Source organism: Thalassospira australica, assembly GCF_044790785.1.
In the GTDB taxonomy this organism is placed as follows: Bacteria; Pseudomonadota; Alphaproteobacteria; order Rhodospirillales; family Thalassospiraceae; genus Thalassospira; species Thalassospira australica_A.
Map to the genome: position 1 here is coordinate 3,394,838 of NZ_CP085258.1, position 25,021 is coordinate 3,419,858.

Here is a 25,021-nt window from a genome sequence, read left to right on the forward strand (position 1 = left end):
CCATCAAAACCGATTAACGATCAAATGCCAATCCCCGAAGCCGGGATCAGGACTCAAACCGGATCATTGCCATGTCGCGTGAAAGTCGTCCCCGTCATCCCGTCCCATCCCATACCGATCAAAAATGGTCCGCAAATGGATTTGCATGGGCAGGCATGGGAACGCGTGTGGGTTTTGATGGGCGACACCTGAAAATCACCCGGAAAACGGTTACTTTTAGCCCATCTGCACCCAAGTCCGATATGCCCCAAAGCCGCAGGAAACCACATTATTACCCTATTTGATCCCATCAATTCCCATTGACCCCCATCAAATCCCATGATACCCCATAAGCAGGCACATTTACGGTGTCATGCGGGGCTTATCCATTTCGGCGCGGAAACTGATCATTCTCTGGCGGTTCGAAATGGGTTTTTGATCAGGGGAATGGCGAAGTGCTGTTCACAGGAACGCACATTCACAAGCTGGACCGAAAAGGGCGCGTCTCCGTGCCCAAGCGGTTCCGTGCGACCCTGGAACGTGAAACCTTCGCTGGCATCTATCTGTACCAATCCCACAAGGAAGCCGCCCTTGAAGGCTGTGGCGAAAGCCACATGGACCGCATCGCCGCGTCGATTGACGAACTCGCGATGTTTTCGGACGAGGCAGACGACCTCGCCGATACCATCCTTGGCGCGTCCCACATGCTGCCGTTTGACGGCGAAGGCCGCATCATCCTGCCCCCGGAACTGATCGAATTCGCCCGCATCGAAGATCAGGTCGCCTTTGTTGGCCGTGGCCGCACCTTCCGCATCTGGAACCCGGAAATCTTCAAACCGCTGCAAGACGCCAGCCGCACCCGCACCCTCAATCGCGGATCGACCCTCAAACTGAAACCGGCATCCGATTTCGCGCCGGGCAGCCGCCCCGCTGCCTCCACCGCTGAAACCGCCCCGGATGAAGAGGGGGACGCGTAATGAGCATCCATGACCTCAGCTTCGCCACAGGCGATGGCCCGCACAAGCCGGTGCTATTGCGCGAAGTTCTCGATGCCCTGTCCCCCGGGGCGGGCGAGATCATGGTGGACGGCACTTTTGGCGCGGGCGGATATTCCCGCGCCATTCTCGATCATGCGGACTGCGAACTGTATGCCATTGACCGCGACCCGACCGCCGTTGCCACCGGCAAGGCAATGGAAGCCGATTATGCCAATCGCTTCCACATGGTCGAAGGCTGCTTTGGCGATATGGGCACCCTTCTGCCCGCGGCCGGAATTGATCAGGTTGACGGCATCGTTCTTGATATCGGCGTATCCTCCATGCAGCTTGATCAGGCCGACCGCGGATTTTCCTTCCGCGAAGACGGCCCGCTTGACATGCGCATGTCGATGTCCGGCCCGACGGCGGCTGATTTCGTCAATACCGCCGACGAAGAAGACATCGCCAACGTCATCTATCGCTATGGCGAGGAACGCGCCTCGCGCAAGGTCGCGCATAAAATCGTTGAAATGCGGGCCGAGGCGCCCTTTGAAACCACCCTGCAACTGGCCCGCGCGGTCCGGTCTGTCGTGCGCAAATCCAAGGACGGCATTGATCCCGCCACCCGCACCTTCCAGGGACTTCGCATTTACGTCAATGACGAGTTGGGCGAACTGGAACGCGCCATGCAGGCGGCTGAAAACCTGCTCAAACCCGGTGGCCGTCTGGTGATCGTGACCTTCCATTCGCTCGAAGACCGCAGTGTCAAAACCTTCATGAAGGAACGGTCCGGCGATCCGTCGAAAATGTCGCGCCGCCTTCCGGGCGAACCCGAAGTCGCCACCCCGACCTTCACCCCCCTCACGCGCAAGGCCGTGACTGCGCAAAAAGACGAACTGCGCGCCAATCCGCGTGCGCGGTCGGCCAAGCTGCGCGCGGTTGCCCGCAACGAACAGCCCGCAAACGCAGGGGGGCGCAAATGACCCGTGCGATGACCTTTATCGGGCTGTTTCTGACCATCGTGATCGGGGCTGGCACCTATTGGGTGTCGCACGAAGTCGAAAGCCTTGAAAAACAATATGCCGCGATCCAGTCGGACATCCTGAACGAACAGGAAAGCATCCATGTGCTCGAAGCGGAATGGAGCTATCTGAACAGCCCGCAACGCGTCGAGGCGCTGGCCAAAAACTACCTTAAACTCGATCAGATTGCCCCGCTTCAGATGGCCAGCATCGACGATCTGCCCGAAGATGCCGACCTGCATCAGTATCGCCTTGATAAATTTGGCGAGGCCGTTGCCTTCCTGCCGATGCCACGCGCGCGCCCCTATGAACTGGCGCCCGACGAAGCCGCCGAAGCCATGATCATCAATTCCCCGTCCCTTGCCGCTACGCAATCCAATACGCAGGAGGACGGACAATGAGCTTCTACCGTTTCTCATACTGGCTGCGCGGCGACCGCCCGGAACTCAGCCCCGATCAGCGCGAACGTCACGCGATTGAAACCGCGCGCAACCGCATCTTCATTACCGGGGCGATGTTTGCTATCGGTTTTGTCTGGATTACCGTCGGTCTGATCGATGCGACCGTCCTGCGCCAGGGCAACGAACCCGAAATGGTATCGGGGCCCGATACCCGCGAACTCAAAACCGAACGGGCCGATATTGTTGATCGCAACGGCATGCTGCTTGCGACCGATCTTCCGACCAATTCGCTTTATGCCGATGCGCGCGTGATCAAGGACCCCGTCGGATCGGCTGATCAATTGCTGACGGTCCTGCCCGAACTGGATCGCGATACCCTGATCCGTCATCTCAGCTCGCAAAAGGCATTCGTCTGGATCAGGCGCAACCTGACACCCGAACAGCAATATGCGGTCAACTCGCTTGGCGTACCGGGCCTGAATTTCCAGCGTGAAGAACGCCGCGTCTATCCGCATGGCCGTCTGTTTGCCCATGTGCTGGGCTTTACCGATATCGACAATAACGGCATTGCCGGTGTCGAACGCAAGTTTGATAACGAACTGCGCATCAATAACGGCCCGCTGCAACTCTCCCTTGATACCCGCATTCAATACGCGCTCGAAGAAGAAGTCGAAAGCGCGATGAAAGCCTATGATGCGGTCGGCGCAACCGGCATGGTCATGGACATCTATACCGGCGAAGTGCTGGGCATGATGTCGCTGCCCGATTTTGATCCGCACCGCCCCGGTCAGGCCCCGGCTGATGCGCGCTTTAACCGCGCGACACTGGGTGTTTATGAAATGGGCTCGGTGTTCAAACTGTTTAACACCGCGATTGCGCTTGAAACCGGCACCGCGCATCTCGATACCATGTTCGATGCCTCCCAGCCGCTGCGCATCGGGCGCTTTGCAATCAATGACTATCGCGGTGAAAACCGCTGGCTGTCGGTGGCCGAAATTATCAAATACAGCTCGAACATCGGGTCTGCCCGCATGGCGCTGAATTTCGGGACCGAGACACAACGCAAATACCTCAAGAAATTCGGCATTCTCGATACACCAAAGATCGAACTGCCCGAAGTCGGGTCGCCACTTGTTCCCCATCCGTGGCGCGAAATCAACACCATGACCATTTCGTTCGGTCATGGTCTTGCCGTGACCCCGCTTCAGGTCGTCAGCGGCATTTCCGCCCTTGCAAATGGCGGCATTCTGCGCCCGGCAACCATCCTTAAACAGGATGGCGCACCATCGGGCGAACGTGTGATTTCCCGGCAGACTTCGGACACGCTAAGGCGCCTGATGCGCCTCGTCGTGACCGATGGATCGGGCAAAAAGGCTGAAGTTTCGGGTTACTTCCTTGGGGGTAAAACCGGGACGTCGGAAAAACTCGTGAACGGGCGCTATGTCAAGAACGCCCGCATGTCGACCTTTGTCGCCGCCTTCCCGATGCAGGACCCGAAATATGTGGTTCTGGTGACGCTGGACGAGCCCAAAGGCACAAAAGAAACTTATGGATTTGCCACAGCCGGTTGGGTGTCCGCCCCGGCAGTCGGCAAGGTTGTGACACGTATTGCTCCCCTTCTGGGCATTGAACCGGCGAATGCGAAGGCGCCGGAGATTGAGCAAGCGCTGCAGATCGACCTTCGCAAGGGGGAGCGCAAACTTGCGTCTTTCTGAACTCATGGCAGGTGATCAAGCGGCACTTAAACATGCCGACGGACAGGACCCGAACATTACGGGCCTGACAGCAGACTCACGCACCGTAAAAGACGGCTATCTGTTTGCCGCCCTCTCCGGTGCCAAAACCGACGGATCGAAATATATCGACGATGCGATCCGCCTGGGTGCGGCCGCCATCCTCGCCAAGGAAGGCACGCCAAAACCCGTGGCCGCAACGGTTCCGCTGATCCCGGTGGAAAACCCGCGCCAGCGTTACGCCCAACTGGCCGCGCGCTTCTATGGCAAACAGCCGGCCAATATTGCGGCCATCACCGGTACGAACGGCAAAACCTCCACCGCTGTTTTCACCGAACAGCTCTGGACCATCATGGGCAATATGTCGGGCTCCATCGGCACCCTTGGCATTCGTGCCGCCGGGGCCAAAATCCCCGGCTCGCTGACCACGCCCGATCCGGTGGCACTCCACCAAAGCCTTAATGAAATGGCTGAAATCGGTGTCACCCACGTCGCGATGGAGGCATCCTCGCACGGGCTTGATCAGCATCGCCTTGACGGTGTGAAAGTCACGGTTGCCGCCTTCACCAATCTGTCGCGTGATCATCTTGATTATCACGGCAATTTCGAAAAATACTTCGCCGCCAAGGCCCGCCTGTTTGCCGATCTTCTGGCAGACGACGGCACTGCGGTTTTGAATGCCGATGTGCCGCAATTCAAACTCCTGCGCTCCATGTGCGAAGGACGCGGCGTTTCGGTGATGTCCTATGGCGAAAATGCCGACGATATCAAACTGCTCGAAGCCAAACCCGATGCCACCGGCACCAAACTTAAACTCGCCATCGAAAAGGGCGAATATGGCGTGCATCTGCCGCTTATGGGTTCCTTCCAGGTGATGAATGCCCTTGCCGCCCTTGGCATCGTCATTGCGTCGGGTGCCGATGTCGATGATGCGGTAGCAGCCCTTGAAAAGCTCGAAGGTGTCCGGGGTCGCATGGAACTGGTTGGCAAAACCAGCTTTGGCGCACCGGTCTTTGTTGATTACGCCCACACCCCCGATGCACTTGAAACCGTGATCAAGGCGGTTCGCCCGCACGCCAAGGGCCGCATCATCTGTGTCTTTGGTGCCGGCGGGGACCGCGATACCGGCAAACGCCCGGAAATGGGCCGCGTGGTCAAGGAAAACGCCGATATCGCCATCATCACCGATGACAATCCGCGCAGCGAGGACCCCGCCAAAATCCGCGCGGCGATCAAGGCCGCCTGCGAGGGTGCGGTTGAAATCGGCGACCGGGCCGAGGCGATCAAACGCGGCATCGGCATCCTGCAACGCAACGATATTCTTATTATTGCCGGAAAAGGCCATGAAAGAGGCCAAATTGTCGGCGATACGGTTCTGCCTTTCGATGATGCGGCGGTCGCGCGCAACATCCTTCTGGGCGGTAACTGATTGATTTTAAAACCAGCCACGACGCCAAAGATCGTGCTGGATGCGGACACGAAAGAAACCAGAAAATGACCAAGGCTGTTTTATGGACGGCAAAAGACGCCGAAAAAGCCACCGGGGGCAAGGCAACCGGCAACTGGCAGGCGTCGGGTGTATCGATTGACAGCCGCAAGGCCGCCAAGGGCGATCTTTTTATCGCACTCAAAGGCCCCAATTTCGATGGTCACAAATTCGCCCAAACCGCCCTTGATAACGGCTGTGCGGCGGCGATGGTGTCGGACACCAAAACCCTTGGCAATGGCGCACCGGCCCTTGTGGTCGATGATACGCTTGATGCGATGGTCCGCCTTGGCCTTGCCGGGCGCGAACGCAGCACCGCCAAAATCATCGCGATCACCGGCTCTGTCGGCAAAACCGGCACCAAAGAGGCGCTTAAATACGTTCTGAACGAACAGGGCCAGACCCACGCAAGCCCCGCCAGCTTCAACAACCATTGGGGTGTGCCCATGAGCCTCGCCACCCTGCCGGCGGCGGCTGAATATGGCGTGTTTGAAATCGGCATGAACCATCCCGGCGAAATCAGCCCGCTTGTGAAAATGGTCCGCCCCAAGGTCGCCCTGATCACCACGGTGGTTGGCGCACATACCGAATTCTTCAAGGACGAGGCCGAAATCGCCCAGGCGAAATCCGAGATTTTCGATGGCCTTGATACCGACGGCACCGTGATCCTCAACCGCGACAACCTGCATTATTTTGCACTGGCGCGGCGGGCCAAGGAACTCGGGATCAAGAACATCAAATGCTTTGGTACCGATGCCATGGCCGATTACCGCCTGTTCGAAGCCAACATTGTCGCCAATGGTTCTGCCGTGCGCGCGCGCATCGGCGGCCGTGATATCGAATATTTCATCGGCTGCCCCGGCGAACACTGGGTTCTGAACTCGCTTGCGGTTCTCGCCTGTGTCGATGCAATCGGCGGCGATGTGCTGCGCGCCGCACAGGATCTGGCCGATTTCACCCCGCCCGCCGGTCGCGGCGAAACCCATATTCTGCCGCTGCCCAATGGCGGTGACGGCACCTTTACCCTGATTGACGATGCCTATAACGCCAATCCGACCTCGATGATGGCGGGCCTCAGTGTTCTGGCCCAAAGCAAACCCGAAGGATCGGGCCGCAAGATCGCGATTCTGGGCGATATGCGCGAACTGGGCGATAACGCGCAAAAACTGCATGCAGACCTGCATCAGCCGCTGGTTGCCCTTGGCATCGAACGTGTTTATACGGTCGGCCCGTTAATGGCCAATCTGACGCAAACCCTGCCAACCGAACTCCATGCCGGTCATTTTGACACCGCCGAAGACGCAATCGCGCCGATAAAGGCCGATCTACAGGCGGGCGACGTGGTTTTGATCAAAGGATCGCTTGGCATTTACGTTTCGAAAATTGTCTCGGCCTTAAAATCATCGGATGGCGCATCTGGCGCGCCCTCTAAAAATTAAGACGCAGAAGGAACCCCCGGGGCGATGCTCTATAATCTGCTTTATCCGCTGGCCGACCAGTTTCCGATTTTCAACCTGTTTCGTTACATCACGTTTCGGACCGGCGGCGCGATTATCACATCCCTTATTCTGGCCTTTGTGCTGGGCCCGTCCCTGATCAACTGGCTGCGCTCCAAACAAAGCGAAGGCCAGCCGATCCGCGATGACGGCCCCGAAAGCCACCTTCTGACCAAAAAGGGCACGCCGACGATGGGCGGCCTTTTGCTGTTGCTCTGCACCTCCATCGGCACATTGCTGTGGGCCGATCTGTCCAATGCCTATGTCTGGGCGGTGCTGCTGGTGACCATCGGCTATGGCTTCCTTGGTTTCCTTGATGATTTCCTCAAGGTATCCAAGAAAAACACCAAGGGCCTGCCGGGTAAACTGAAACTGCTCGGGCAATTTTCGATTGCCGCGGCGGCTGCATGGTGGATTTCGCTGCACACCGCCGATCCGCTGTCGACCGCGCTGGCCTTCCCGTTCTTCAAAAACTACCTGCTCGATCTCGGCTGGTTCTTTGTCCCGTTCGCGATGTTTGTCATGGTGGGCGCGTCCAACTCCGTCAACCTGACCGACGGCCTTGACGGGCTTGCCATCGTGCCGGTGATGATTGCCGCCTCCAGTTTTGCCCTGATCACCTATCTGATCGGCAACATCCAGTTCGCCGAATATCTGCAAGTCCACTATGTCGCCGGATCGGGCGAACTGACCATCTTCCTCGGTGCCCTTGTCGGCGCGGGTCTTGGCTTCCTCTGGTACAACGCCCCGCCTGCGATGGTGTTCATGGGCGATACCGGGTCGCTCGCCCTTGGTGGTGCGCTCGGCGCGGTTTCGGTTGTCACCAAACACGAACTGGTCCTTGCCATCATCGGGGGTCTGTTTGTCCTTGAAACCCTGTCGGTGATCATTCAGGTCGGCTCGTTCAAACTGACCGGAAAGCGCGTGTTTCGCATGGCGCCGCTGCATCATCATTTCGAAAAAAAGGGCTGGCAGGAAGCCACCATCGTCATCCGCTTCTGGATCATCGCCGTCATTCTGGCCCTTGTCGGGCTGGCAACGCTTAAACTCCGTTAAATTAAGGACACCCCGCCTTGATCGACCTGTCACATCTGCGCGGCAAAACCATCGCGGTTCTGGGTCTGGGAAAATCCGGACTGGCCAGTGTCAAGGCACTGGTCAATGGCGGTGCCGTCGTCTGGGCGTGGGATGACAATGCTGATAGCCGTGGCCAGCTAGAGGCCTTCGGCCTTGCCCCGATCAATCTGGCGGAATGTGACTGGACCGAACCCGGCATGCTGGTCATCAGCCCCGGCATCCCGTCGACCTTCCCGACCCCGCACCCGGCGGCTGAAAAGGCCCGCCGTGCGGGCAAGCCGATCATCTGCGATGTCGAACTGCTCTGCACCGCTCTTCCCGATGTGCCCAGCATCGCGATCACCGGCACCAACGGCAAATCGACCACCACCGCCCTTACCGCCCATATCCTCACCCATGCCGGGATCAAAACCCAGGCGGGTGGTAATCTCGGCAATCCGGCCCTGGGCTTTGATCCCGCCGGTCCCGATGATTGCTTTGTGCTGGAACTTTCATCCTATCAGCTCGAACTGCTCCATGACGCCAGCTTCGATGCCTGCGGCCTGCTCAACATCACGCCGGACCATCTGGATCGGCATGGCGGCATGGATGGTTATATCGGAGCCAAACGCCTTGTCTTTGCGCGTAACAAGGGCCCCAAATGGGCGGTGATTTCGATTGACGATGACCCGTGTGCCCGCATGGCGGTTGAGCTCGCCCGCGAAGGCGGCCGCCGCGTGATCGAGGTCTCGGTCCATAAACCGACCCCGCATGGCATTTACGTTGAAAACGGCTGGCTGATCGATGACCTGACGGGCGCGCAAACCCGGATCATGGATCTGGTCACGGTTGCCCATATGCCCGGCGTCCATAACTGGCAAAATATCGCGTTTGCCTATGCGCTTTGCCGGGCGCGCGGGGTGGTGGCATCCAAGATCATCGAAGGCATCATGACTTTCCCCGGCCTTGCCCACCGGCAGGAACGGCTGGGCATGGTCGATGGTGTGACCTTTGTGAATGACAGCAAGGCCACCAACGCCGAAGCCACCGCCAAGGCGCTCTCGGCCTATCGCGATATCTACTGGATTCTGGGTGGCAAGCCCAAGGAAGGCGGCATTGACGGTCTTCAGGCGTTTTATCCGCAGATCAAAAAGGCCTATCTGATTGGTGCGGCCGCCGATGCCTTTGCCGAAACGCTCGGCGATGATCTGCCGTGGCAGAAATGCCAAACCCTTGATCGTGCCATGGCGGCGGCCTTTCTCGATGCCAAGGAAGACATCAAGTCACACGCGGTCGATATGCCGGTCGTGCTGCTTTCGCCGGCTTGCGCATCCTTTGATCAGTTCAAAAGTTTCGAAGCCCGCGGCGACGCCTTCCGCGATCTGTTTAACGCGCTGGCACATGCCGGGCAGGAGAAACCATGAAATCCCTGTTTGGCAACAGCACCAACAGCAACATCGCCTTTTCACGCGCCGATACCTCGGTACTCGGCATCTGGTGGTGGACGGTGGATCGCTGGATGCTCGCCGCTGTCATCCTTCTGATGGGGATCGGCGCACTGCTGGTCATGTCGGCAAGCCCGCCGGTGGCGGACCGCATCAATGTCGACAGCTTCCATTTCGTCCGCCGACAATTCGTCTTCCTTGTCCTGGCCGCGATCTGCGCCTTCGGCATTTCGCTGCTCTCGATCAAATGGGTGCGGCGTCTGGCCTCGATCATGTTTCTGGGCGTCATCTGCCTTCTGATCATCACCCCCTTTGTCGGGTCCGAGATCAAGGGCGCGGTGCGCTGGATCCATCTCGCCGGGATCACGCTGCAACCGTCCGAATTCCTCAAACCGGCCTTTGCCGTCGTGATTGCATGGATGCTGTCCGAAGGCCGGCTTAACCCGAACTTTCCGGGTTATATCGTCTCCTGCATGCTGCTTGCGACCTGCATCATCTTACTCATGATCCAGCCCGACTTCGGCCAGACCGTCGTTGTCACCGCCATCTGGTCGACCCAGATTTTCCTGGCTGGCCTGCCGATGGTGCTGGTCTTTGGCCTCGGGCTTGGCGTGGTCGGTCTGGCGCTCGGGGCCTATCTGGTCCTGCCGCACGTGCAGTCCCGTGTGGACCGCTTCCTTGATCCGGCATCGGGTGATAACTATCAGATCGATCGCTCGATGGAGGCCTTCATGAATGGCGGCCTGATGGGTCAGGGCCCCGGCGAGGGTTCGGTGAAAAACTTCCTGCCCGATGCCCATTCCGACTTCATCTTTGCGGTTGCGGGCGAAGAATTCGGGCTTCTGTTCTGCGTGCTGGTGGTTGGCGTCTTCAGCTTCGTGATCATGCGCGGCCTCTCGCGCCTGATGGGCGAACGCAACCTGTTTGTCGTCCTTGCCGTCACCGGCATTCTGGTCCAGTTCGGCTTGCAGGCGGCGATCAACATGGCCTCCACCCTGCAACTCGTCCCGCCAAAAGGCATGACCCTGCCCTTCATCTCCTATGGCGGCTCCGCCACGGTTGGCATCGCAATCGGCATGGGCTTCGTTCTGGCCTTAACGCGCAAACGCCCCGGCGAATAAGCCACCGGCTCGCACCTCTCTACCCCCATCGTCACTCCCGCGAAAGCGGGAGTCCATCTCGCCAAACGCTCTCACTTCCACATACGGCCTTCCTGAACACGGAACCGGCATGGGCTCCATTTTGGCCTTGACGCCACCGTCAATAAAACCGATCATGTACCGCACAAGGTACATATTGGAATCATATGAAGAAACTTGAAGCACGTTTCTTCCGGACCCTTGGCGGGATTGAACCTGTCCGGGAATTTCTCAAGGAACTTGCACCGCAAGACCGCAAAACGCTCGGCATGGACATTGCGACTGTGGAATATGGCTGGCCTGTCGGCATGCCAGCCTGCCGGTCATTAGGCAAAGGTCTTTGGGAAGTCCGCAGCAACATTTCCGACAAAAGGATTGTCAGGGTTGTTTTCTGCATCGCCGACGGGAAAATGCTTTTGCTTCATGCCTTCATCAAGAAAACGCAAAAAACGCCCCAAACCGACTTTGACCTTGCTCTGACGCGCAAGAAGGAACTGGAACAATGACCAACCATACTGGCTCTTCTTTTGACGACTTTCTCGAGGAAGAAGGCATTCGCGAAGAAGTCGAGACTGTCGCAATCAAACGGGTTCTCGCGTGGCAACTGCGTCAGGAAATGGAAAAGCAGAATCTGAGCAAAGCCGAAATGGCCCGCCTGATGAAAACAAGCCGCACACAGCTTGAACGCCTGCTTGATGACACCAACGACAAGGTGCAGCTCGACACGATCCAGCGCGGCGCCAAAGCCGTTGGCCGCACACTCAAGCTCGAACTGGTCTAAGCCCTCACACCTCCACCCTTGCATCAACGCATACCAGCCCTGCGGGCATTGCATATTGACATATCGGAAAATCCAGATATGTTTTGCGTTATGGAAATGCTCGAAATATTCAAAGCCCTCTCGAACCGGACACGCCTTGAGATCCTCAAAGGTCTGAAAGAGCCTGCGAAGAACTTTCCCCCGCAAGACGAGGGGGACGTGGATACGGTTGGAGTTTGCGTCAGCAGTATTCAGGAAGGTGTTGGACTGTCGCAATCGACAGTGTCCGATTACCTTGCGACGCTGCAACGTGTGGGTCTGGTGGAAGTCAGACGCATCGGGCAGTGGACCTACTACAAGCGAAACGAAGCCGGCATCCGTGCCTTTGCCGAGACGATCGGCAAAGAGCTGTAACTATTTGCCAATATACATCGAGATTTCTCGATATTCCTTTTTAACGAAATGAGGTACCAAGATGAAAGCCGAAACAATGAAAGCCCAGATCCTGAACGCCTTTGGCGGTCCGGAATCATTCACCCTCCAGGACGTTGCCAAACCGGTCCCGCAGGCCGGCCAGGTCCTTGTCCGGGTCCATGCCACCTCGATCAATCCGCTGGATTACCAGGTCCGTCGCGGCGACTATTCCGACTACGTGCCCCTGCCGGCGATTACCGGTCATGACGTTTCCGGCGTCGTCGAAAGTGTTGGCCCCGGTGTCACCAGCTTCGTGCCCGGTGATGAGGTCTGGTACACCCCGCAGATCTTTGATGGTCCGGGCAGCTACGCCGAATACCATGTTGCGTCCGAAAACATTGTCGGCAAAAAACCGGCATCGCTCAGCCACCTTGAAGCCGCCAGCCTGACGCTGGTCGGGGGCACGGCGTGGGAGGCACTGGTGGTGCGTGCGGGCCTTCGGGTCGGTGAGAGCATCCTGATCCACGGCGGTGCCGGCGGTGTCGGCCATGTCACGATCCAGCTGGCAAAGGCGATTGGCGCAAAGGTCTTTACCACCGTGCGCGAGGAGAACTTCGAATTCGTGAAAAGCCTTGGGGCCGACGTCCTCATTGATTACGAAAAAGAGGATTATGTCGATGCCATCCTGCGCGAAACCGACGGCCACGGGGTTGATGTCATTTTTGACACCATCGGCGGCAACACCCTGGCCAAAAGTGCTGATGCGCTGGCCCAGCTTGGCCGGGTTGTCTCGATTGTCGATATCGCACAGCCCCAGAACCTGATCGAAGCCTGGGGCAAAAACGCCAGCTACCACTTCGTGTTCACCCGCCAGAACCGTGGCAAGCTTGACGAGCTAAGTGCCCTGATCGAACGCGGCCAGCTCCGGCCCCATGTCGGTGCCGTCTATTCGCTGGCCGATCTCCCGCTTGCCCATGCCCGCCTCGAAAGCCCCGATAACGGTCTCCAGGGCAAAGTTGTGATCCAGGTCGCCCCATAACCCGACAACAATCCGACAACGCCGCACCGAAAGGTGCGGCGTTTCCTTTCCAAACAGGCCCCTTATCCTGCTTCCGCCAAAACTGGACTCCCGCGTTCGCGGGAATGACGACAAAGGGGCAGCGCGCGCCCCCCAAAAAAAACCACCGTCACTCCCGCGAACGCGGGAGTCCAGCCTGCCCCTTCCTCAAAAACACCAGCCTTGATTGACTTTTAGCGATACAATACCCGCACCTGTTCGCCCCAACCCAAGGCCCCACCATGATCGATATCCAGCACGCCGAACCCCGCCACCGCACCGGATGGGAACGCCTCTGGCGGCAAAACATCATTCAGTTCGGCGCACCCGACATGCCAAACGACGTGATTGATGGCCTGTGGCTGCGCATCCTCGATCCCGGCCACCCGATGCAGGCATGGCTGGCCCTGGATGACACCGCATCAAAGGATGACCAATCCGTCATCGGACTGGCCCACCTGATCATCCACCCGCACACCTTCACGCTGCGCAATGTCGCCTATCTCGAAGATTTCTGGGTATCACCCGATCACCGCAGCCGCGGCATCGGCGGCCTGATGATGGATGCCCTGCAAAAACAGGCCAGACAAAACAACTGGCTCCGCCTCTACTGGCTCACCGCCAGCGACAACCACGGAGCCCAACGCCTTTATGACCGGCTGGCAAAACGGGTTGATTCGGTGCTGTATAAGATTGATGTGGCTTAAAATTCTGCTCCTTCGGCGCGACCGGCCAAAACTGGATTCCCGCCTGCGCGGGAATGACGAATTTGGGGACCACTCCCCCGAACAAAAACCACCGTCACTCCCGCGAACGCGGGAGTCCATCGCGCCACAGGCTCGGTCTCACCTTCCCCGTCAACCGCGCGCCACATCCCCAAACCTCAAAACGCACTAATCCACCCCAAAAAACGACAAAATCCTCCCCTACAAACACCCGCGCTTGAAGGGATGTTAACCTTTCTCGGGTTCTGATAGGGGCAAACCGTCGTTGCATATGTGGATCTGATGACCGACATCCAGAATATTGAAGTTTCCCCGATGGAACACCCGTTGGCAGGACAGGTGATCGCCCTGACATCGGGCGGCACCGGCGGCCATATGTTTCCGGCGGTTGCACTGGCACGTGCCCTTGTCCGGCGCGGCGCCCACGTGCTGTTTTTTACCGATGCCCGTGCATCACGCTATACCGAGGGGGTCGAGGGCGTTGAAACCATCATCCTGCCGGCCGGTGGCATTGCCGGAAAGGGCCTTAAGGGCCGTCTGACCGGCGCCCTTCGCCTTGGCCTTGGCACGATGAAGGCGCGCGCGCTTTTGAAAAAAAGCCGCCCCGCTGCGGTCATCGGCTTTGGCGGTTATGCCTCGATCCCGGCAACATTATCGGCCAAATGGCTTGGCATTCCCTTTGCCATTCATGAACAGAACGCGGTTCTGGGCCGGGCCAACCGGATGGTTGCCGGTGCCGCCCACCGCATCGCGACATCCTTCCCCACGGTCAAGCTGATCGCGCCGGGCGACGAAGCCAAAGTCATCTGGACCGGCAACCCGATCCGCCACGAAGTCGCCGCGCTTGCCAGCACCGAATATGACGCCCCGACGCCTGAGGGGCCCGTCCGCCTGCTGATCACCGGCGGGTCGCAGGGCGCGCGCGTCCTGTCCGAAATCCTGCCCGCCGCACTGGTCGCCCTGCCGCGTGATTTGCGCAACCGCCTGATCGTGACCCAGCAGGCGCGCGAGGAAGACCTTGAAGCGGTGCGCAAGACCTATGAAGGATCGGGCATTGATGTGACGCTGGCATCCTTTATCGATGATATCCCCGAACGTCTGCGCGACTGCCATCTGGTGATTGCGCGGTCCGGTGCCTCGACCGTGGCCGAACTGACCGCGGCCGGTCGTCCGGCCCTTCTGGTGCCGCTGCCAAGCGCGATTGACGATCACCAGCGTTTCAACGCCCAGCAGGTCGAAGAAGCCGGGGGTGCATGGATGTTGCCCCAGGACCGTTTCACAATCGAGATTTTAAGCGAACGTTTGACCAAGCTTCTGCAAAACCCGGCGGCACTCACCCGTGCCGCCAAGGCTGCCAAGGCAACCGGTCGCCCCAATGCCGCCGAACGGCTGGCCGACATGGTGCTGGATCTGCTGGGGCTGAACCCGGCCGGCAGCCCCGATAATGATAACATGACAAAGAAAGACCCCCAGAAGGTATGAGGAGACACTCCATGAACACCCTGCCGCTCAACATCGGCACCATCCATTTTGTCGGTATTGGTGGCATCGGCATGTCCGGCATTGCCGAAATCCTGCACAACCTTGGTTACACGGTGCAGGGATCGGATATTTCCGACAATGCCAATGTGCAGCGCCTGCGCGATCTGGGGATCAGGGTTTTCGTCGGCCATCAGGCCGCCAATGTCGAAGACGCCAAGGTGGTGGTCATCTCCACCGCCGTCAAACCCGACAACCCCGAAGTCGTCGCCGCACGCGCCGATATGATCCCGGTTGTCCGCCGCTCCGAAATGCTGGCCGAACTGATGCGCCTCAAGGCCGCGATTGCGGTTGGCGGCACGCACGGCAAAACCACCACGACCTCGCTGGTTGCCACCATGCTGGACGCTGCCGGGCTTGATCCGACCGTGATCAATGGCGGCATCATCAATTCATATGGCACCAATGCGCGCCTTGGCGATGGTGACTGGATGGTGGTCGAGGCGGACGAGTCCGATGGCACATTCGTCAAGGTCCCCTCGACCATTTCGGTCGTGACCAATATTGACCCGGAACATCTTGATCACTGGAAAAACTTTGATCAACTGCGCGAGGCCTTCAAGAACTTCGTTCAGAACATCCCGTTCTATGGCTTTGCGGTTCTGTGCATCGACCATCCCGAAGTCCAGGCCCTGATCGGCAAGGTCACGGATCGCCGCATCTTTACCTTTGGTTTCTCGCCGCAGGCCGATGTCCGTGCCGTCAATGTCCGCACCGAAATCGGCCAAAGCACCTTTGACGTTGTCATTCGCGAACGGGTCGATAGCGAGGAACGCGTGATCAGGGATGTCCGCCTGCCGATGGTTGGCGATCATAACGTGTCGAACTCGCTGGCCGCGATCACGGTCGCGCTGGAACTTGGCATTCCTGACGATAAAATCGTTTCCGCCTTTGACGGTTTCACCGGGGTCAAACGCCGCTTTACCAAAACCGGCGAGGTGGATGGTGTCACCATCATCGATGATTACGGTCACCACCCGGTTGAAATCAGGGCGGTGCTGAAGGCCGCCCGCAAGGCGACCGAAAACAACGTCATCGCCGTCGTTCAGCCGCACCGCTATTCGCGCCTACATGATTTGTTCGAGGAATTCTGCACCTGCTTTAACGACGCCGACAGCGTGATCGTCGCCGACGTCTACGAAGCCGGGGAAAGCCCGATTGAGGGTGCCAACCGCGACGCACTGGTCGAAGGGCTTCGCAATCGCGGCCATCGCCATGTTGCCGCCCTTGAGGGGCCGGAATCACTGGCAGGCATGATCGCCAAGGAAGCCAAACCGGGCGATCTGGTCGTCTGCCTGGGTGCCGGATCGATCAGCGCATGGGCCAACGCCCTGCCCGCCCAGCTTGAAGCGCTTAAGAACTGAGACTGAACCGAAACCTGAAACGGATTTGACGAGTTTGTCATGAGCACGCCGGGACATCACACACCGCTTATTGATCGCCTGCCAAAGGTGCGCGGCAAGCTGCGCGAAGGCGCACAATTGTCCAAGGTCACCTGGTTTCAGGTCGGCGGCCCGGCCGATGTGATGTTCCGACCCGCCGATGAAATGGATCTGGCCGATTTCATCAAAAACCGCCCGGCCGAAATTCCGATCACCGTGATCGGGGTCGGCTCAAACCTTCTGGTCCGTGATGGCGGCATTCGCGGCGTGGTCGTCCGCCTTGGTCGGCCCTTTACCGATGCCATCATCAAGGACGGCGAAATTCATGCCGGGGCCGGTGCGCTTGACCTGAACGTTGCACAAATCGCGCGCGATGCCGGGATCGCCGGGCTTGAGTTTTTATCGGGCATTCCGGGCACCATTGGCGGCGCGCTTCGCATGAATGCCGGGGCCTATGGTACTGAAATCAAGGATGTTCTGGTCAGCGCCAATGCGATTGACGGCAATGGCGATCTTCATACCGTCACCGCCAAGGCGATGGATATGACGTATCGCCACTGCGGCCTGCCCGAAGACTGGATTTTCACATCCGCCATCCTGCGCGGCAAACCCGGCGACCCGGCCGAGATCACCAAACGCATGGATGAAATCCACGAAGCCCGCGCCGGGTCACAGCCGATCAAATCGCGCACCGGCGGCTCGACCTTCGCCAATCCCCTGCCCGACCGTGCATGGGAAGTCATTGATGCCGCCGGGTGCCGGGGGCTGACGATTGGCGGCGCGCAGATGTCGCCGCAACATTGCAATTTCATGATCAATCTGGGCAATGCCACCGCCTTTGATCTCGAAGAACTCGGCGAAACCGTGCGCGAGCGCGTGAAAAAACATAGTGGCGTCGATCTGCGCTGGGAAATCCGGCGTATCGGCGACCGACTGGGACACTCGATCATAGGAAAAGACGCATGAGCAAGCATGTCGCCGTCATTTATGGCGGCTGGTCCGCAGAACGCCCTGTTTCCCTGTCCTCGGGCACGGAATGCATCAAGGCGCTGCGTGAAAAGGGCTATCGCGTCACCGAAATTGATGCCGACCGCGATCTTGCCGCCCAGCTTGCCGCGATTGATCCCAAACCCGATGTCGTCTTTAACGCCCTGCATGGTCGCTGGGGCGAGGATGGCTGCGTGCAGGGCCTGCTTGAAATCATGGGTATTCCCTATACCCATTCCGGCGTGCGCGCATCTTCCATCGCCATGGATAAAATGTCGGCCAAGGCGATGTTCATGGAATATGACATTCCCTGTGCGCGCCACGTCTGGGTCTCGCGCGATGAAATTGCCGCGGGTAATGCCCTGCCCCCGCCCTATGTCCTCAAACCCAATAACGAGGGATCATCCGTCGGGGTTGAAATTATCCTGACGGCCGAGGAAGAACAGAACATGCTGGCGCGTGAATGGACGCATGGCGATGGCGTGATGCAGGAAGAATTCATTCCCGGCCGTGAAATGACCGTGGCGGTCAAGGATGGCAAGGCGATGGAAATCATCGAAATCCTGACCGGCAATCACGCCTTTTATGACTTTGAATCAAAATATGTCGCCGGCGGGTCCGAACATATCATCCCGGCCGATATCCCCGGCGACCTTCGCGCCAAAATTCAGGATTGCGCCGAAAAGGCCTATCGCGCGCTCGGCTGTCGCGGGATTGCGCGTGCCGATTTCCGCTATGACCCGGTCCATGACCGCGTCGCGATCCTTGAAATCAACACCCAGCCCGGCATGACCCCGACATCGCTTGTCCCCGATGCCGCCCGTCATGACGGTCTAAGCTTCGCCGACATTGTCGCCTGGATGGTCGAGGATGCCTCATGCGAACGCTGATGCCCGTATCCATGCATAAAGTCTCTGGAAATGGCTGCCATGTATAGCACCCCGCCAAGCACGCTTGAAGAACAGGCCCGCGAACGCCGCCAGAAGCTTGAACAGCAACACAGTGTCGGTGCCAACCTGAAAAAACTGGTGCATGTTTTCTGGTGGTCGAGCCTCACGGCCCTTCTGATCGCCGGGCCCTTCGCGCTGTGGTATACCGGCAAGGCCGAAAAATGGTATGCAATTGCCGAGGTGGAGGCGATCCGCCTTTCCGCCGAATTTGGCATGACGGTCAAAAACATCGAAGTCCGGGGGCGCGAAAAAACCGACCCCGAAGCCCTTCTTGCCGCCATCGGCCAGAAGCCCGGCACCCCGATTGTCACCTTTGATGTCGATGCCGCGCGCGAACGCATCGAACAGCTTTCCTGGGTGCGCGATGCGATTGTCGAACGCCGCCTGCCCAACACCCTGATCGTCTCGATCTCCGAACGCCAGCCTGTCGCCCTCTGGCAGACCGATCATGGCCATACCGTGATTGATGCCGACGGGGCGCAGCTTCAGGATTACGAGCTTGGCGATTATCTTGACCTGCCGGTCGTGGTGGGCGCGGACGCCCCGGAACATGCCAGCGAAATGCTCATCACGCTCAAATCCATCCCGCGCCTGTTTGACATGGTCAGCGGCGCACAGCGCATCGGCAACCGCCGCTGGAACATCCAGCTTGCCAACGGCATGTTCATCCGCCTGCCCGAGGAAAACATGGACAAGGCCTGGGCGCGCCTCGATCAGCTTGATCAGGAACACCACATCCTGTCGCGCGACGTGCTGATCGTCGATCTGCGCCTGCCCGACCGCACCTTTGTCCGCCTGACACCGGGGGCGGCTGAGCAACGCCGCAACCCGCCAAAGAAGGGTAACGCGGCCTAGTGCCGTCCCTTCTCCGCAAAGCACCCCGAATAAATCCTCATACAAATACAATTAATGGCGGATTTCCGGGATTTATATGGCAGATCGGGGCTCAAAACCTGCCTGAAATGCCGGTTTTGAAAATCAATTCCTCATACAAATAAAATCGCTGTTTTGACGCTTCGCCGGGCCGATGATTCACGCCCGAAAAGTGATTAACAATCAAAAATGAATAATCGACCGTATTTTTCATTTTAAGTGAATAATAAATCGGCGTAGCTGGCGCTCAGATATCGCTGCGCCAGACCGGGATCGGCGCGCTCAGCGATTGCAGATCTGCCCCTTCCCGCCCCTCGATCACGTCCAGCAGATGGGTCGCCAATTGCTGCCCGGCCACGATCAGATCCTCGCGCAAACTGTCGATCCGGGGCCGGGTAAAGTTCAGCAAATCCGACGTTTCCTTGGCAATCACATCAATGTCCCGCCCGACATCCATCCCCGACTGGATCATGCCGTCAATCAGCGCCATCGCGCACAGCTCGCTGCCGCAAATCACCCCGTCGGGCACATAATCCTGATGGCGCAATGCCATGCCGGCCTGACGCAGAACCTCGCTGCTACTGTCAAGGTCGATCCCGCCAAGCACTTGAAAAGGCACAGCTTCTGCCTCCGCCACCGCCGCCAGTCCGGCCAGCGTTTCCTGATAATAGGAAAACTCCGACGGCGGTGATAACAGGGCCAGCCGCCTGCGCCCCCGCGCAATCAGGCGCCTTGCCGCCATCTCGCAAAACGCCCGGTTATCAAAATCGTGATAGGCATGATCGGGCGCCAAAAGGCACCGCCCGTGCGCCACAAACGGCAGCCCGCTTTTGGTCAGGGCCTGCACCCGTTCATCATCGGGCCTGATATGGGTAATGATCACCCCGTCGGCGGCCCGGGTATTAAGCACATATCGCACCGGGTCCATCGGGTCATCGGCGCGTGATTGTGGTGTTACAACAAGGTGATAGGGCGTGCCGCGAATGACATCGGAAATGCCGACGATCAGGCGCCGGGCAAATTCCGGCACCTTGTCGGTCTGATCAAGGATCAGGCTGATAACGTTGGTTTTTCCCGTCCGCAAACGCACCCCGGCCCGGTCCGGATGATAGCCGATGGCGTCCGCCACCTTGCGCACGCGCAGCTTGGTTTTCGCACTGATATCATGCGCATCCTTAAGCGCGCGCGACACCGTCGTCACACCAAGACCGGTCATTTCCGCAATGGTTTTAAGGGTCGGCCGGGAGGACGCCCCGTGGCGCCCGGCCTTCCCGGCAAGATCGTGATCGGACAGTTCTCAAAGCCTCCGTGGGGTATTTCTAGCGCAGTCTTATGCCGCTTTCGGGGTCAAAAAACACAACTTTTTCAAGGTTGAACACCAGTTCGGCATGGCTGTTGGCCTGCCCGTCCCAGTCCTGATGCAGGCGGGTCACCACCTCCTTGCCGCCCAGCGACGTGATGGCAAAAATATCCGCCCCGGCCGGTTCAACCACATCAATCCGGCACGATGCACTGGCCGCCTGCTGCCCGTCGCGCACCAGCGCCCGATTATCGGCATCAGTAATCGCCTCGGGCCGGATGCCGACAATGACCTCCTGCCCGTCCCGCGCCCGGACATCCGCAGGCAGGTGCTGAAATTCAAGCATCAGCGGCTCTTCGCCCGCCCGCACCATTTCAACCGCACTGCCCCGCACCGTAGCTGGGATCAGGTTCATCGCGGGCGATCCCATGAAATCGGCAACAAACAGGTTGGCCGGATCGTTATAAATATCGGCCGGGGTGCCATATTGCTGGACAATGCCGTCCTTCAGGACCGCGATGCGTGTACCCAGCGTCATGGCTTCGATCTGGTCATGGGTAACATAAACAATCGTGGTGCCGAATGTCTGATGCATGCGTTTGATTTCGGTGCGCATATCGACGCGCAGCTTGGCATCAAGGTTTGATAGCGGTTCATCAAATAGGAAAAGCTGCGGATTGCGCACAAGGGCCCGGCCCATCGCAACGCGCTGGCGCTGCCCGCCCGAAAGCTGGCCGGGCTTGCGATCCAGCAGATGTTCGATCTGAAGCGTTTTTGCGACCTCGGCAACCTTGGCGTCGCGTTCATCCTTTGGCATACCGCGCATTTCAAGGCCAAACGCGATGTTCTGTCCGACATTCATGTTGGGATAAAGCGCATAGCTTTGAAACACCATCGCGATATTGCGCTCCGACGGCGGCAGGTCATCAATGACATTGCCAGCAATCCGGATTTCCCCGGTCGTCAGCTTTTCCAGCCCGGCAATGGTATTAAGCAAGGTCGATTTGCCACAGCCCGACGGCCCGACAAGCACCAGAAAACCGCCTTCTTCAACATCAAGCGTAATGTCGCGCAGCACATTGATCGGGCCAAAACTTTTGCACACCTTGTCGATTTGCAGAAAGGACATGATAACTTCCCTGTAAGTCTTTTTTTATGAGCTAACCCTTGACCGCACCGGCCATCAATCCGCGCACGAAATAGCGCCCGGAAACGACGTAAACGATCAGTGTCGGAAGGGCGGCAAGAACCGCACCGGCAAAATGCACATTGTATTCCTTGACCCCGGTCGAGGACGAAACAAGGTTGTTCAGCGCAACCGTCATCGGCATCGAATCAAAGTCGGCAAATGACGCCCCGAACAGGAAGTCATTCCAGATATTGGTAAATTGCCAGATCACGGTCACCACAATGATCGGCCCGGAACTGGGCAGAAGAATGCGGGTAAAGGTCCGCCAGAACCCGGCCCCGTCCATCTTGGCCGCCTTGATCAGCTCGTCGGGGAACGCCGCGTAATAATTGCGGAAAAACAGCGTGGTAAAGCCAAGCCCGTAAACCACATGCACCAGAACCAGTCCCCCGGTCGTACCCGCCAGACCAATCGTACCCAGCACGCGTGCCATCGGGATCAGCACGATCTGAAACGGGATGAAACAGGCAAACAGCATCAGCCCGAAAATGATCTTGTCGCCCGGAAACCGCCATTTGGTCAGAACATAACCATTCAGCGCCCCAAGCGCGGTCGAGATCGCCACCGCCGGCACCACCATCATGATGCTGTTGATGAAATACGGGCTTAATCCGGTCGGCTCGACCCCGATCTGGGCTTTGGACCACGCAGTCAACCACGGCTCGAAGGTAAACATCTCGGGGAACGACATCATGTTGCCGCCGCGGATTTCATCAAGCGTCTTGACCGAATTGACCAGCATGACAAACAGCGGCAGCAGGTAATAAACCGCAAACAGGATCAGGACCGCATAAAGCGCCGCACGCAAAAGCTTTCCGGTGCCAAACGAGGGTTGCGTTGAACGGGACATCAGCGGCGCTCCCGAAGTTCGGAATAAAGATAGGGCACAATGATCGAGGCAATCATGGCCAGCATGATCACCGCCGACGATGCCCCGACCCCCATCTGGTTTCGCGTGAAGGTATAGGAATACATAAACGTCGCGGGCAGTTCGGTGGCCCGTCCCGGCCCGCCATTGGTCAGCGCAATGACAAGGTCATAGGCCTTGATTGCCAGATGGGCCAGAACCACAAAGGCCGACAGAAACACCGGGCGCAATTGCGGGATGACGATGCGGGTATACAGGCTCCAGCGGCTCGCACCATCCATCTGGGCGGCTTTGAGGATTTCACTGTCAATCCCACGCAAACCGGCCAGAAACATCGCCATGACAAAGCCCGACGATTGCCAGACCGCGGCAATTACCACGGTATAGATCGCCATGTCGCGATCCTTGATCCAGTTGAAGGTGAAGCTTTCCCACCCCCAAAGATGCATGGTGTTTTCAAGACCAAGCCCCGGATCAAGAAACCACTTCCATGCCGTGCCGGTGACAATGAAGGACAACGCCATCGGATAGAGATAGATCGGGCGCAAAATGCCTTCGCCGCGAATTTTCTGATCCAGCAGGATCGCCAGAACCAGCCCCAGCACCGTACAGATCGCGATGTAAAGAATGCCAAAAATCGCAAGGTTCTGAAGGGCGATCAGCCAGTTTCGCTGCCCCCACAGATTGGCATAGTTGCCAAACCCCTCAAGCTCGTAGGAGGGCAGCATTCGGCTGCCGGTCAGCGACAGATAACCGGTGTAAATGATAAATCCGTAAACGAATAAAAGGATCAGAAACAGGCTGGGGCTCAGCACCAGACGGGGCAGAACCTCCCGCAGGGTTGCCTGTGCCTTGCCGGGCAAGGATGATTGCATGGGTGATGCTCCGCACTTTGTCCGGCGGCCGGGACGCTATCCGGCCGCCGGTTTCATTCCGGTCTTATTGGGCGGACTCAACCGCGTTAACCAGCTCCTCGACAGCGGTTGCACTGTCATATTCGCCGTTAAAATGCGCGGTAATCACGTCATACATGGCATTTTTGACCCCGGCCGGAACCGAATGGCCATGCGCCATTGAACCAAACAACGTACCCTTTTCATTGGCAGCAGCAAGTTCGGCCATGCCTTTTTTGCCACAGGCATCAAAATCATCATTCGGCACATCGGTGCGCGCCGGGACAGAGCCCTTGACCACGTTGAATGCCGACTGGAAGCTTGGCGACATCACGGCAGATGCCAGTTTCATCTGGGCGTCCTGACGCTCTTCGCCAACCTGGAACATCACGAACTGATCGGAGTTGAACGTCACCGCATCCTGAGTTCCGGGGAAACGGAAGCACAGGAAATCGGTATCGGGGACTTTGCCGGCATTAAGAAACTCGCCCTTGGCCCAGTCGCCCATGAACTGCACCCCGGCTTCCTTGTTGATCACCATCGCGGTCGCAAGGTTCCAGTCACGGCCCGAGAAATTGTCATCGACATAGGTCCGCAGTTGCGCCATGCGGTCAAACACGGTTTTCATCGTGTCCGACCCCAGCGCATCCGGATCGGTATCGATCATCGAGGATTGATAGAATTCCGGCCCGCCGGTTGCCATGACAACCGCGTCAAAGATGGTGGCGTCCTGCCATGCCTGTCCACCGTGGGCAACCGCGGTGTAACCGGCTTCCTTGATCTTATCGAGGGCCGCGATCAGTTCGTCCCAGTTGGTCGGCTGTTTGAGGCCAAGCTCATCAAAGATTGCCTTGTTGGCCCAGACCCAGTTGGTCGAATGGACGTTCACCGGGGCCGCGATCCAGTGACCGTCATATTTTGAAAACTCTTTCAAGGCATCGGGAACGACATCCTCCCAGCCTTCCTTTGCGGCCAGATCGTCAAGATTGCCCAGAACGCCCTCGGTGGCCCAATCCTTGATATCAAAACCAAGCATCTGAACGGCAGTCGGTGCGTTGCCTGAGGTAACACGGGCACGAAGTACCGTCATGGCCTGTTCACCGCCGCCACCGGCAACCGGCATGTCGTTCCACGAAACACCCTGATCTTCGAGATCCTTTTTAAGAACCTGAAGCGCCTTGGCTTCGCCGCCCGCCGTCCACCAATGCAGGACTTCCACACTTTCCTGTGCCGATGCGATGCTGGTTGAAAGCCCGAGTGCGGCGATCATACCGATCCCGACACGTGTCATTTTGCCAAGAAACATGCTGTTTCCTCCCTGTTGGTTTTTTAATTTGGCAGTTGATTACT

The 25,021-nt window shown here is 58.3% G+C and carries 24 protein-coding genes; 19 read left to right on the forward strand and 5 right to left on the reverse strand.

The window, feature by feature from the left end; all coding sequences use genetic code 11:
- The first annotated feature begins 434 nt into the window (after positions 1 to 434).
- The 19 genes from LG297_RS15970 (at position 435) to LG297_RS16060 (ending at position 19,403) form a co-directional block, all read left to right on the forward strand.
- The gene (locus LG297_RS15970) at positions 435 to 956 is read left to right on the forward strand and encodes a division/cell wall cluster transcriptional repressor MraZ (protein WP_404421970.1); all 522 of its coding nucleotides are present in this window, start codon (positions 435 to 437) and stop codon (positions 954 to 956) included.
- Positions 956 to 1,939, forward strand: coding sequence for a 16S rRNA (cytosine(1402)-N(4))-methyltransferase RsmH (gene rsmH, locus LG297_RS15975; RefSeq protein ID WP_404421972.1), 984 nt, complete (start codon positions 956 to 958; stop codon positions 1,937 to 1,939). Before LG297_RS15970 ends, rsmH begins: the two co-directional genes overlap by 1 nt.
- Positions 1,936 to 2,379: a hypothetical protein gene (locus tag LG297_RS15980; RefSeq protein ID WP_404421974.1), complete on the forward strand. Its 444-nt coding sequence runs from the start codon at positions 1,936 to 1,938 to the stop codon at positions 2,377 to 2,379. Before rsmH ends, LG297_RS15980 begins: the two co-directional genes overlap by 4 nt.
- A complete protein-coding gene (locus LG297_RS15985) occupies positions 2,376 to 4,094 on the forward strand; it encodes a peptidoglycan D,D-transpeptidase FtsI family protein (protein ID WP_404421976.1) in 1,719 nt (572 codons plus the stop codon). The genes LG297_RS15980 and LG297_RS15985 overlap by 4 nt, the downstream gene beginning before the upstream one ends.
- Positions 4,081 to 5,541: a UDP-N-acetylmuramoyl-L-alanyl-D-glutamate--2,6-diaminopimelate ligase gene (locus LG297_RS15990; protein ID WP_404421978.1), complete on the forward strand. Its 1,461-nt coding sequence runs from the start codon at positions 4,081 to 4,083 to the stop codon at positions 5,539 to 5,541. Before LG297_RS15985 ends, LG297_RS15990 begins: the two co-directional genes overlap by 14 nt.
- A 65-nt stretch (positions 5,542 to 5,606) precedes the next feature.
- Complete coding sequence (gene murF / locus LG297_RS15995) at positions 5,607 to 7,037, forward strand: UDP-N-acetylmuramoyl-tripeptide--D-alanyl-D-alanine ligase (RefSeq protein ID WP_404421980.1); 1,431 nt, start codon at positions 5,607 to 5,609, stop codon at positions 7,035 to 7,037.
- A gap of 24 nt (positions 7,038 to 7,061) precedes the next feature.
- Entirely contained in the window at positions 7,062 to 8,150 is a 1,089-nt protein-coding gene (gene mraY, locus LG297_RS16000; protein ID WP_404421982.1) for a phospho-N-acetylmuramoyl-pentapeptide-transferase, read from the forward strand.
- A gap of 17 nt (positions 8,151 to 8,167) precedes the next feature.
- On the forward strand, positions 8,168 to 9,574 hold the full coding sequence (murD, locus tag LG297_RS16005) for a UDP-N-acetylmuramoyl-L-alanine--D-glutamate ligase (RefSeq protein ID WP_404421984.1): 1,407 nt from the start codon (positions 8,168 to 8,170) through the stop codon (positions 9,572 to 9,574).
- Positions 9,571 to 10,716 carry a putative lipid II flippase FtsW gene (gene ftsW / locus LG297_RS16010; protein WP_404421986.1) on the forward strand — a complete coding sequence of 382 codons (1,146 nt, stop codon included), beginning with the start codon at positions 9,571 to 9,573 and terminating at the stop codon, positions 10,714 to 10,716. Before murD ends, ftsW begins: the two co-directional genes overlap by 4 nt.
- 185 nt (positions 10,717 to 10,901) lie before the next feature.
- Positions 10,902 to 11,240, forward strand: coding sequence for a type II toxin-antitoxin system RelE/ParE family toxin (locus LG297_RS16015; RefSeq protein WP_404421988.1), 339 nt, complete (start codon positions 10,902 to 10,904; stop codon positions 11,238 to 11,240).
- Entirely contained in the window at positions 11,237 to 11,515 is a 279-nt protein-coding gene (locus LG297_RS16020) for a helix-turn-helix transcriptional regulator (RefSeq protein WP_037992159.1), read from the forward strand. Before LG297_RS16015 ends, LG297_RS16020 begins: the two co-directional genes overlap by 4 nt.
- A 78-nt stretch (positions 11,516 to 11,593) precedes the next feature.
- Positions 11,594 to 11,908 (forward strand): ArsR/SmtB family transcription factor, encoded by a 315-nt coding sequence (locus tag LG297_RS16025; protein WP_404421991.1) that lies wholly within the window; start codon positions 11,594 to 11,596, stop codon positions 11,906 to 11,908.
- 61 nt (positions 11,909 to 11,969) lie between these two features.
- On the forward strand, positions 11,970 to 12,947 hold the full coding sequence (locus LG297_RS16030; protein ID WP_404421993.1) for a zinc-dependent alcohol dehydrogenase family protein: 978 nt from the start codon (positions 11,970 to 11,972) through the stop codon (positions 12,945 to 12,947).
- Between the two features lie 260 nt (positions 12,948 to 13,207).
- Complete coding sequence (locus LG297_RS16035) at positions 13,208 to 13,672, forward strand: GNAT family N-acetyltransferase (protein WP_404421995.1); 465 nt, start codon at positions 13,208 to 13,210, stop codon at positions 13,670 to 13,672.
- A 300-nt stretch (positions 13,673 to 13,972) separates the two neighbouring features.
- Positions 13,973 to 15,172 (forward strand): undecaprenyldiphospho-muramoylpentapeptide beta-N-acetylglucosaminyltransferase, encoded by a 1,200-nt coding sequence (gene murG / locus LG297_RS16040; RefSeq protein WP_404421997.1) that lies wholly within the window; start codon positions 13,973 to 13,975, stop codon positions 15,170 to 15,172.
- A gap of 11 nt (positions 15,173 to 15,183) precedes the next feature.
- Positions 15,184 to 16,593, forward strand: a complete 1,410-nt coding sequence (gene murC / locus LG297_RS16045; protein WP_404421999.1) for a UDP-N-acetylmuramate--L-alanine ligase — start codon at positions 15,184 to 15,186, stop codon at positions 16,591 to 16,593.
- Between the two features lie 39 nt (positions 16,594 to 16,632).
- Complete coding sequence (murB, locus tag LG297_RS16050) at positions 16,633 to 17,577, forward strand: UDP-N-acetylmuramate dehydrogenase (RefSeq protein ID WP_404422001.1); 945 nt, start codon at positions 16,633 to 16,635, stop codon at positions 17,575 to 17,577.
- Positions 17,574 to 18,488 carry a D-alanine--D-alanine ligase gene (locus tag LG297_RS16055; RefSeq protein WP_404422003.1) on the forward strand — a complete coding sequence of 305 codons (915 nt, stop codon included), beginning with the start codon at positions 17,574 to 17,576 and terminating at the stop codon, positions 18,486 to 18,488. Before murB ends, LG297_RS16055 begins: the two co-directional genes overlap by 4 nt.
- Positions 18,489 to 18,527: 39 nt before the next feature.
- A complete protein-coding gene (locus tag LG297_RS16060) occupies positions 18,528 to 19,403 on the forward strand; it encodes a cell division protein FtsQ/DivIB (protein ID WP_404422005.1) in 876 nt (291 codons plus the stop codon).
- A gap of 265 nt (positions 19,404 to 19,668) precedes the next feature.
- Here the strand turns inward: LG297_RS16060 and LG297_RS16065 are convergent, their stop codons facing one another.
- The 5 genes from LG297_RS16065 to LG297_RS16085 form a co-directional block, all read right to left on the reverse strand.
- Complete coding sequence (locus tag LG297_RS16065; protein ID WP_404426958.1) at positions 19,669 to 20,715, reverse strand: LacI family transcriptional regulator; 1,047 nt, start codon at positions 20,713 to 20,715, stop codon at positions 19,669 to 19,671.
- Positions 20,716 to 20,740: 25 nt separating this feature from the next.
- Positions 20,741 to 21,850, reverse strand: coding sequence for an ABC transporter ATP-binding protein (locus LG297_RS16070; protein ID WP_404422007.1), 1,110 nt, complete (start codon positions 21,848 to 21,850; stop codon positions 20,741 to 20,743).
- Positions 21,851 to 21,881: 31 nt separating this feature from the next.
- Entirely contained in the window at positions 21,882 to 22,760 is an 879-nt protein-coding gene (locus LG297_RS16075) for a carbohydrate ABC transporter permease (protein WP_404422009.1), read from the reverse strand.
- Positions 22,760 to 23,653, reverse strand: a complete 894-nt coding sequence (locus tag LG297_RS16080; RefSeq protein ID WP_404422011.1) for a carbohydrate ABC transporter permease — start codon at positions 23,651 to 23,653, stop codon at positions 22,760 to 22,762. Before LG297_RS16080 ends, LG297_RS16075 begins: the two co-directional genes overlap by 1 nt.
- A gap of 64 nt (positions 23,654 to 23,717) precedes the next feature.
- Positions 23,718 to 24,977 carry an ABC transporter substrate-binding protein gene (locus LG297_RS16085; RefSeq protein ID WP_404422013.1) on the reverse strand — a complete coding sequence of 420 codons (1,260 nt, stop codon included), beginning with the start codon at positions 24,975 to 24,977 and terminating at the stop codon, positions 23,718 to 23,720.
- Positions 24,978 to 25,021 lie beyond the last annotated feature (44 nt).

What these genes read in the sequence shown, in the direction of transcription:
- rsmH (WP_404421972.1), top strand. Translation starts at nt 956, where the DNA reads ATGAGCATCCATGACCTCAGCTTCGCCACAGGCGATGGCCCGCACAAG.
- LG297_RS15980 (WP_404421974.1), top strand. Translation starts at nt 1,936, where the DNA reads ATGACCCGTGCGATGACCTTTATCGGGCTGTTTCTGACCATCGTGATC.
- LG297_RS15985 (WP_404421976.1), top strand. Translation starts at nt 2,376, where the DNA reads ATGAGCTTCTACCGTTTCTCATACTGGCTGCGCGGCGACCGCCCGGAA.
- murF (WP_404421980.1), top strand. Translation starts at nt 5,607, where the DNA reads ATGACCAAGGCTGTTTTATGGACGGCAAAAGACGCCGAAAAAGCCACC.
- mraY (WP_404421982.1), top strand. Translation starts at nt 7,062, where the DNA reads ATGCTCTATAATCTGCTTTATCCGCTGGCCGACCAGTTTCCGATTTTC.
- ftsW (WP_404421986.1), top strand. Translation starts at nt 9,571, where the DNA reads ATGAAATCCCTGTTTGGCAACAGCACCAACAGCAACATCGCCTTTTCA.
- LG297_RS16015 (WP_404421988.1), top strand. Translation starts at nt 10,902, where the DNA reads ATGAAGAAACTTGAAGCACGTTTCTTCCGGACCCTTGGCGGGATTGAA.
- LG297_RS16020 (WP_037992159.1), top strand. Translation starts at nt 11,237, where the DNA reads ATGACCAACCATACTGGCTCTTCTTTTGACGACTTTCTCGAGGAAGAA.
- LG297_RS16025 (WP_404421991.1), top strand. Translation starts at nt 11,594, where the DNA reads ATGTTTTGCGTTATGGAAATGCTCGAAATATTCAAAGCCCTCTCGAAC.
- LG297_RS16030 (WP_404421993.1), top strand. Translation starts at nt 11,970, where the DNA reads ATGAAAGCCGAAACAATGAAAGCCCAGATCCTGAACGCCTTTGGCGGT.
- LG297_RS16035 (WP_404421995.1), top strand. Translation starts at nt 13,208, where the DNA reads ATGATCGATATCCAGCACGCCGAACCCCGCCACCGCACCGGATGGGAA.
- murG (WP_404421997.1), top strand. Translation starts at nt 13,973, where the DNA reads ATGACCGACATCCAGAATATTGAAGTTTCCCCGATGGAACACCCGTTG.
- murC (WP_404421999.1), top strand. Translation starts at nt 15,184, where the DNA reads ATGAACACCCTGCCGCTCAACATCGGCACCATCCATTTTGTCGGTATT.
- murB (WP_404422001.1), top strand. Translation starts at nt 16,633, where the DNA reads ATGAGCACGCCGGGACATCACACACCGCTTATTGATCGCCTGCCAAAG.
- LG297_RS16055 (WP_404422003.1), top strand. Translation starts at nt 17,574, where the DNA reads ATGAGCAAGCATGTCGCCGTCATTTATGGCGGCTGGTCCGCAGAACGC.
- LG297_RS16060 (WP_404422005.1), top strand. Translation starts at nt 18,528, where the DNA reads ATGTATAGCACCCCGCCAAGCACGCTTGAAGAACAGGCCCGCGAACGC.
- LG297_RS16070 (WP_404422007.1), bottom strand. Translation starts at nt 21,850, where the DNA reads ATGTCCTTTCTGCAAATCGACAAGGTGTGCAAAAGTTTTGGCCCGATC.
- LG297_RS16075 (WP_404422009.1), bottom strand. Translation starts at nt 22,760, where the DNA reads ATGTCCCGTTCAACGCAACCCTCGTTTGGCACCGGAAAGCTTTTGCGT.
- LG297_RS16080 (WP_404422011.1), bottom strand. Translation starts at nt 23,653, where the DNA reads ATGCAATCATCCTTGCCCGGCAAGGCACAGGCAACCCTGCGGGAGGTT.
- LG297_RS16085 (WP_404422013.1), bottom strand. Translation starts at nt 24,977, where the DNA reads ATGTTTCTTGGCAAAATGACACGTGTCGGGATCGGTATGATCGCCGCA.